Raw genomic sequence first — 6,538 nt, 5'->3', positions numbered from 1 at the left:
TTGGGCGCGTAGCTCAGGTGGTTAGAGCGCACGCCTGATAAGCGTGAGGTCGGTGGTTCGAGTCCACTCGTGCCCATAAAGTTTGGTCCGTTGGTCAAGGGGTTAAGACACCGCCTTTTCACGGCGGTAACACGGGTTCGAATCCCGTACGGACTATTTTGGAGGATTACCCAAGTCCGGCTGAAGGGAACGGTCTTGAAAACCGTCAGGCGTGTAAAAGCGTGCGTGGGTTCGAATCCCACATCCTCCTTTTGTATTAACGCGGGATGGAGCAGCTCGGTAGCTCGTCGGGCTCATAACCCGAAGGTCGTAGGTTCAAATCCTGCTCCCGCAATAAGGCTCGGTAGCTCAGTTGGTAGAGCAATGGATTGAAGCTCCATGTGTCGGCGGTTCGATTCCGTCTCGCGCCATTTATATATTTTGGAAGGGTAGCGAAGAGGCTAAACGCGGCGGACTGTAAATCCGCTCCTTCGGGTTCGGGGGTTCGAATCCCTCCCCTTCCATTTTACGGGCATAGTTTAAAGGTAGAACTAAGGTCTCCAAAACCTTCAGTGTGGGTTCAATTCCTACTGCCCGTGTTAATAGAATTATGGCGGGTGTGGTGAAGTGGTTAACACACCAGATTGTGGCTCTGGCATGCGTGGGTTCGATCCCCATCACTCGCCTATTTTATATTATTGGGGTATAGCCAAGCGGTAAGGCAAGGGACTTTGACTCCCTCATGCGTTGGTTCGAATCCAGCTACCCCAGTTACTATTTGCCGGCGTGGCGGAATTGGCAGACGCGCTGGACTCAAAATCCAGTGTCCGCAAGGACGTGCCGGTTCGACCCCGGCCGCCGGTATAGTATTAAAGACAAGGTTTTCGGACCTTGTCTTTTTCTTTTATTTGTTGAATTTGTAACGCTGAGTTACTTAAAATTACTAGTTTTATAACAAATCATCTAATTTATCCGCTAATTTTTGTTGCTTGCTTGGATACAAATGAGAGTATGTATCTATTGTTGTAGTTATAGAAGCATGTCCTAATCTTTCTTTTACGACAAGATAATCTTCTCCTTGGTTTATTAGTAGGGAAGCATGTGAATGCCTGAAGTCATGAATTCTTATCTTTTTTAAAGAACCATCTCTTTGCAATATTTTTTTATATTGTTTTTCGATTGAATCTTTAGTTATTGTAATCGGGCTATTTTGAAATATCTGTAGATCATCTAGGTTGGTTGTAAATTCTTTTAATCTTTCATGCTGTGTTTGCCTCCATTCTTCTAGTGTCTCCACTAGTTTGGTGTTCATGATGATTCTTCGGGTTCCAGCTTTTGTCTTTGTACTACTAATGTGTTCTTCACCTTTTTTAACGTATATTGATTTACTTACATGGATTGTATTTGTAGAAAACTCTATGTCCTTCCACGTTAGAGCAAGAGCTTCTCCGAGTCTTAGACCAGTAAAAAATAGAACTGTGAATAGTAATTTTATATTGTATTCATCGTTGCTAAATAGTGTTAAGAAATGCTTAAATTCTTTTACTGTCCAGAAATTTAATTTTACTTTTTCTATGGGTAATTTTTTCAGTAATCCTACGGGATGTTCCTTGTAAAATCCCTTTCTTAATCCAACATCCAGAATTTTCTTTAGTAAAATTATAATTTTATTAATAGTGTTTGGACTTAGCTTCTTTTCTGAGTTTTGAGTATTTTTATCTCTTAGATGTTCTCTGAATTGATAGATATCTTCATAAGTTAATTTAGCTACATCATCAACTTTTTCAAAATAGTTTTTTATATGCCTGTTATAGTTGTTTTCTTGTGTATCTATATAGCTTTGTTTTCTGTTGTTTATTCTATCCTCTTCTTTTAAGAGATCATAAAGGATATCAATTGATATTTTTGAGTTGAAACTTTTTTCTTTAAGTTCGACACTTCGTAAGTATTGTTCGGCCTCCAATGCTTCTTTTTTAGTTTTGAATCCTTTTCTTACAATTCTACGTTGTTTTAGAGATATTGGATTTATACCATTGGAAACATCAACAATCCAAGTTCCGTCTCTACTTTTACGTAAAGCCATAAGCTACGCTTCTTTCTGGAGTTCAATTCCTAATAGTTCTTCTGCGACACTGGCTGGAATTGTACCAATCCTTTTGTTATCGTAGATGTTAAAACCACGATTCACTAATAGTAATTTGCCGGTATGGATAATCTTTCTTGCAGTTCCTGGAGCAAATCCAAGTTCGATAAGGTCATCTTTTGTTACAGTTTTAATCATGTGATCTCCTTTTCTAATTAGATTAACTAAGGGGAGGATTAACTCCCCTTGTATTTTACTTATTTTTGTTTTACATCTACTAAATGGATAGCATCCGCTTTATAGTACATTGTCGTACTAATCATAGTGGCTTGTAAATTGTCAAATGTAACTGGTACTTCATCCATTGCTTGGATATAGTCATTATCAACTAAAGCTTCTGGATTGTCTACTGAGACTTGGGTTGATTTCTTTTTGAATTGTCCATCCTTGATCGTTACATTGTATTTCCAACCAATGATTTTATCGGTATTAAAACGTCTTTCGCTACCATCTCGGTTTTTGATAATTTCTCCGTTTGCATCAGCTCGGACTTCCGTTTCAAATTTTGGAATGACTTCATCCAATTCAAATTTTGTTCCAATGTTATTAAAATTCCAGTCATTTTGTGAAAGCATTTTTGCCATAGTTAATTTCTCCTTTTGATATTTTCTTTGATTGTGGGGATCAAATCCTCTCTTTTAAAGAGTATTGCCCTTTCTATTAATCCACTTGCTAAATCTGGTGGATATTCCATATTGTTGAGTGCGAGATAGTTAGACTTCTCATACTCATGCAGTAAGTTATTGTCGTATAGAAATTTATACGCTTTTAGAATAGCTCCAGAACCTTTATAGGTAAACCATTCTAATTTTTGTTCTAGTTCTGTTTTTGGTTTTGAAATAATGATAGAGACAGGTTTTGAGTGACCTAAAAACTTTTCCCAAGATCTCAAAGGTTTTGAGAAGTGACTATCACTATAGAACCTCACTTTTTCTTTGAGATATCCCTTGGTAAAGTTGAGAAGATCTATTTCTGAATGCAACCATTCTTGAATGAAGTAGTGAGCTTTTTCTTTCCTAAGTTCTAACTCCGTTCTTATCCAATTTTCTATAAAACGCTTGCTGATACCGAGCTTCTCAGCTCGTTCTAAGCGTTTATCGTAAATTCTAAGTCTTTCATCATCATTGGGTTTTCTCAAATATAAGGTCTGGCCGATTGTTTCATCTCCGTAGGTATTGTAGTAGGTACTTTTTCCATATATAAAGCGTTTCTTCTGACAAATCTTTAGAAGCTGATTAGGAGTGAAATAGGGTGTTTCATTAAAATCATCTATTGCAATATCAATTCGTCTTACTGAAAATTGATTGTAATTGTAGTAGAGGTTGTTCAGAAACTGTCTTTCGGACAGACTATTTGGATCTAATACCATATCTCTATAGAACTCGAGTGCCTGTCCTGACATGACAAGCATGTAGGACGACTCTTTCGCTCCATAGTAGATACGGATATTCCCATAATGAAGCTGGCTATCATAGTTATAGTATTTAAGGCTCCCTATATTCTCAATAAATAGGTCATAGTCAAGAAATAGAATGTCTTCGATTATTTCTCTTGGCGAAAATTCAGTCTTATCAAACTGAATTTGAATCCAGTCAAATACAGAACGTAAATGTTCATTTTTTGCCATAGATTTTGATTCAACTTTTTGCCTAATTTTGCCACCCTTAAAATCTACGAAACCCTTGGAAATACTGAATTCTTTCGATGGTACACCTAACTTGCAGAGGGTGGTGTTACTACACACCCTATCGGTCAAAAATGGTCCGTCCGCATCTACGCTCATTTTCGGCTTTCTGCCTCATGGCTCAGCCGAAAACTCGCTATTAGCCGAACCTATTTTTTGACCTCTCGTTAACAAACCCTAGTAAGCCGGTTTGCATCGACTCTTCAATATCTTGGATTTTCTTTTTTAGGTTGGAATTCTCAATTTTTATCAGTCGCATTTCTCGCTTAAATTCCTGTTTTAAGGCGCTCAGTTCATCGTAGAGCTCATCTATTACTTGGTTTAGGGATTCATGCTCATTGTCTGCTAGACTCCCAAATACGGCTTGTATAGCCTCTTTTAGACCTATTTCAAGTTTTAGTTTAGCTAACTTTTGAAATTGTCTAAGGTCTTCGTCTGTAAAATCATAGGCAACTGTATAACTTAATTGATGAGTTCTGGGATTTCTACTGATAGGAACTTTAATTTTCTTAAATTCCTTGCCACTTATCTCTTTAATCAGTTGAATCCAATTTTTAAGAGTAGAGGTAGAGTTTAGGCCAGAAATTTGATTGACTAACTCTTTATTGGTCATCTTTTTGTGAAACCTCCGAAATTTTCTTGTGCAACTGAAGAGTTTTCTGTGGTATAATTGTTACATAATATGTTTTGATCTTGGAACGAACGGCACATTTGTTTCAAGATTTTTTATTTTGTCGAATCTTACCTCCTTTATTAAAATTTTTTAAATCGACTACTAGTTACATACGCTTTTACCTCCTTTTATGCTATAATATTCTCAATGGAATATTCAATCTCAAAATAAATATTCCTTATGGAATAATTCTATTTTATACCGTTTAGAATATTTTGTCAAGCTAAAATATACGATTAAGAATATTTATAGGAGACTTATGTATACAGAGGATTATAAATTTTCAGAGAGGTTAAAAACTCTCAGAAAATCAAAAAAGTTAACTCAAGTACAAATATCGGAATTAATTGGAGTTCAACAAGGGACATATTCTCGGTGGGAGAATGGAACGTTAGAACCAGGATTAGAATTCGTTGTGAAATTAGCAAATATCTTTGGGACTACTACAGATTATTTGCTGGGACAAAAACCTTATTCAATTATCAGTAGTTTACCTCTAGAACAATTAGATCTTACCAATATTGCAAACTTTTCAAAGGATGAGTTTGATATTTTGAAACATTCAATAGCAGTTTCGGTGGCAAGAAATAAAATAAAGGCAACAGAACTAAAAGATAGAGTTATAGAAAAAAATCAGTTGTCAGAAAAAGATGCAGAACTTTTGAATAAGATTTTTGAAGAAGTTAAAACTTATTGGGAAAATTAGGAGGACGCTAGTCTTCAAAATTCCCTCCCAAAATGTGTCCAAAATATTGACAGAATTCTAGCTTTTCATTATAGTTCTTATGGAACTTTTTTTCTACAACAAAATAGGCTCCATAATATCCATAGGGGATTTACCCACTACAAATAGTATAGAGCCGGTTTTATTAATGTCCTGCATTTCCTAATAAGTTAACCATGACAACACCAATGATAATCAAAATTAAACCGATAATGCTATAAACATTTAGTGTTTCTTTGAAAATCATTACTGCGATAGAGGCTGTCAAAACTAAACCGACAGCTGACCATGTTGCATAAGCTATTCCTAAAGGAATTTTTTGCATTGCTAGTGATAAGAAATAGAAACAAACGCCATAGCTAAGTAGGGCAGAAACGGTTGGAATAGGCTTTGTAAAACCGTCTGATAATTTCAAAAGGTTAGTTCCCAATATCTCTCCTACAATGGCGATAAAAAGATAAAAGTATGACATGTCTTTAACCTCCTATATGTCATGTTTTTGCTCTAAGAGCTATTATAGCTATCCGTTTTTTATAAATCTTGGCACAAGTCATGAGAATTTGTAGTAAAACTGTGGCAGACACTTTTTCAGAACCAATAGCTGATAAGTTTAGTATATCATAAGATAAATTTTAAAAAAAGTCTTGATTTATTTCAATGTCTTGCGTGGTCTCGATTTTACTGGTAAAATTACTTTTAAGAACTTTAAAAAAGAGGCTTCTATATTTGACAAAACAATGACTTGTTGTCCCGAATGTGGGCATCCTTTGGAGAAAAAATTTTTAAAAGATGAGGGAGATATTCCTTATTGTTCACAATGTGCGAGTTTTCGTTTTCCAGTCTTTAATACAGCAATTAGTGCGATTTTATTTAATGAAAAACATGATAAGATTCTCTTGATTAAGCAATATGACATGGCTGAGCATATTTTGCTAGCTGGTTATGTGTCTAATGATATTCACAACCAATTTCTACAATCATTAAAGGCAATTAATTTAGCCTCTCTTATTACGGATATGGGTAATAAAATTGCACAAAACTAGTCCAAAACTCTTTTTAATAAGGAGTATACTTTCTAGCATTTTATAGTTACTAAAAAGTATCTAAACTTTGGAAGTGATACTAAGTTTTAAAAAATATTATGGAAAAAAAGCTTATAAAATCAATATTTCTGAGATTTAAAACTAATAATATTAGACTCAAAATCCAGTGTCCGCAAGGACGTGCCGGTTCGACCCCGGTCGCCGGTATAGTATAGAGGCTAAATTCCCAAACTAACTTCCACCGTTAATCCAAGTGGAAGTTAGTCTGATAAAAATCGTAAAAACCAGTGGA

At 35.5% G+C, this 6,538-nt stretch carries 8 protein-coding genes and 10 tRNA genes; 12 read left to right on the top strand and 6 right to left on the bottom strand.

Annotated elements, in window-relative coordinates:
* The first annotated feature begins 2 nt into the window (after nucleotides 1-2).
* The 10 genes from M1F55_RS08945 to M1F55_RS08900 all read left to right on the top strand — a co-directional run bounded on the left by M1F55_RS08945 (nucleotide 3) and on the right by M1F55_RS08900 (nucleotide 843).
* Nucleotides 3-76 (top strand) — tRNA-Ile (locus M1F55_RS08945).
* 8 nt (nucleotides 77-84) lie between these two features.
* A tRNA-Glu gene (locus M1F55_RS08940) sits at nucleotides 85-156 on the top strand.
* A gap of 4 nt (nucleotides 157-160) precedes the next feature.
* Nucleotides 161-250 (top strand) — tRNA-Ser (locus M1F55_RS08935).
* A gap of 10 nt (nucleotides 251-260) precedes the next feature.
* A tRNA-Met gene (locus tag M1F55_RS08930) sits at nucleotides 261-334 on the top strand.
* A gap of 3 nt (nucleotides 335-337) precedes the next feature.
* Nucleotides 338-410: transfer RNA gene (locus tag M1F55_RS08925), tRNA-Phe, on the top strand.
* Nucleotides 411-422: 12 nt separating this feature from the next.
* Nucleotides 423-503 (top strand) — tRNA-Tyr (locus M1F55_RS08920).
* Between the two features lie 4 nt (nucleotides 504-507).
* Nucleotides 508-578: transfer RNA gene (locus M1F55_RS08915), tRNA-Trp, on the top strand.
* A gap of 14 nt (nucleotides 579-592) precedes the next feature.
* Nucleotides 593-665: transfer RNA gene (locus M1F55_RS08910), tRNA-His, on the top strand.
* A gap of 13 nt (nucleotides 666-678) precedes the next feature.
* Nucleotides 679-750, top strand: a tRNA-Gln gene (locus M1F55_RS08905).
* Between the two features lie 9 nt (nucleotides 751-759).
* Nucleotides 760-843 (top strand) — tRNA-Leu (locus M1F55_RS08900).
* Nucleotides 844-928: 85 nt separating this feature from the next.
* Here the strand turns inward: M1F55_RS08900 and M1F55_RS08895 are convergent.
* From M1F55_RS08895 to M1F55_RS08875, 5 genes are read right to left on the bottom strand one after another with little or no spacing between them, the layout of a single operon-like run.
* Entirely contained in the window at nucleotides 929-2,062 is a 1,134-nt protein-coding gene (locus M1F55_RS08895) for a tyrosine-type recombinase/integrase (protein WP_247947710.1), read from the bottom strand.
* A 3-nt stretch (nucleotides 2,063-2,065) separates the two neighbouring features.
* A complete protein-coding gene (locus tag M1F55_RS08890) occupies nucleotides 2,066-2,260 on the bottom strand; it encodes a DUF3173 domain-containing protein (protein WP_000598356.1) in 195 nt (64 codons plus the stop codon).
* Between the two features lie 59 nt (nucleotides 2,261-2,319).
* A complete protein-coding gene (locus M1F55_RS08885) occupies nucleotides 2,320-2,706 on the bottom strand; it encodes a hypothetical protein (protein ID WP_061599443.1) in 387 nt (128 codons plus the stop codon).
* Between the two features lie 2 nt (nucleotides 2,707-2,708).
* The gene (locus M1F55_RS08880; protein WP_247947709.1) at nucleotides 2,709-3,905 is read right to left on the bottom strand and encodes a replication initiation factor domain-containing protein; all 1,197 of its coding nucleotides are present in this window, start codon (nucleotides 3,903-3,905) and stop codon (nucleotides 2,709-2,711) included.
* Between the two features lie 40 nt (nucleotides 3,906-3,945).
* Complete coding sequence (locus tag M1F55_RS08875; protein ID WP_075227842.1) at nucleotides 3,946-4,419, bottom strand: hypothetical protein; 474 nt, start codon at nucleotides 4,417-4,419, stop codon at nucleotides 3,946-3,948.
* 319 nt (nucleotides 4,420-4,738) lie between these two features.
* On the opposite strand from M1F55_RS08875, the gene M1F55_RS08870 reads away from it, so the two are divergent.
* A complete protein-coding gene (locus M1F55_RS08870; protein ID WP_000287814.1) occupies nucleotides 4,739-5,185 on the top strand; it encodes a helix-turn-helix transcriptional regulator in 447 nt (148 codons plus the stop codon).
* Nucleotides 5,186-5,348: 163 nt separating this feature from the next.
* On the opposite strand, the gene M1F55_RS08865 is transcribed toward M1F55_RS08870, so the two are convergent.
* Complete coding sequence (locus M1F55_RS08865; protein WP_009732038.1) at nucleotides 5,349-5,675, bottom strand: DMT family transporter; 327 nt, start codon at nucleotides 5,673-5,675, stop codon at nucleotides 5,349-5,351.
* Nucleotides 5,676-5,847: 172 nt separating this feature from the next.
* Between M1F55_RS08865 and M1F55_RS08860 the strand changes: the two genes are divergently transcribed.
* Nucleotides 5,848-6,246 (top strand): hypothetical protein, encoded by a 399-nt coding sequence (locus tag M1F55_RS08860; protein ID WP_049496811.1) that lies wholly within the window; start codon nucleotides 5,848-5,850, stop codon nucleotides 6,244-6,246.
* Nucleotides 6,247-6,538: the final 292 nt, after the last annotated feature.

Origin of the sequence: Streptococcus mitis, from assembly GCF_023109235.1 — a bacterium.
Classification (GTDB): Bacteria; Bacillota; Bacilli; order Lactobacillales; family Streptococcaceae; genus Streptococcus; species Streptococcus mitis_DA.
The sequence above is the reverse complement of the archived record's forward strand: the minus strand, read 5'-3'. Positions and strand labels throughout refer to the sequence as shown.

What these genes read in the sequence shown, in the direction of transcription:
- M1F55_RS08895 (WP_247947710.1), bottom strand. Translation starts at nt 2,062, where the DNA reads ATGGCTTTACGTAAAAGTAGAGACGGAACTTGGATTGTTGATGTTTCC.
- M1F55_RS08890 (WP_000598356.1), bottom strand. Translation starts at nt 2,260, where the DNA reads ATGATTAAAACTGTAACAAAAGATGACCTTATCGAACTTGGATTTGCT.
- M1F55_RS08885 (WP_061599443.1), bottom strand. Translation starts at nt 2,706, where the DNA reads ATGGCAAAAATGCTTTCACAAAATGACTGGAATTTTAATAACATTGGA.
- M1F55_RS08880 (WP_247947709.1), bottom strand. Translation starts at nt 3,905, where the DNA reads ATGAGCGTAGATGCGGACGGACCATTTTTGACCGATAGGGTGTGTAGT.
- M1F55_RS08875 (WP_075227842.1), bottom strand. Translation starts at nt 4,419, where the DNA reads ATGACCAATAAAGAGTTAGTCAATCAAATTTCTGGCCTAAACTCTACC.
- M1F55_RS08870 (WP_000287814.1), top strand. Translation starts at nt 4,739, where the DNA reads ATGTATACAGAGGATTATAAATTTTCAGAGAGGTTAAAAACTCTCAGA.
- M1F55_RS08865 (WP_009732038.1), bottom strand. Translation starts at nt 5,675, where the DNA reads ATGTCATACTTTTATCTTTTTATCGCCATTGTAGGAGAGATATTGGGA.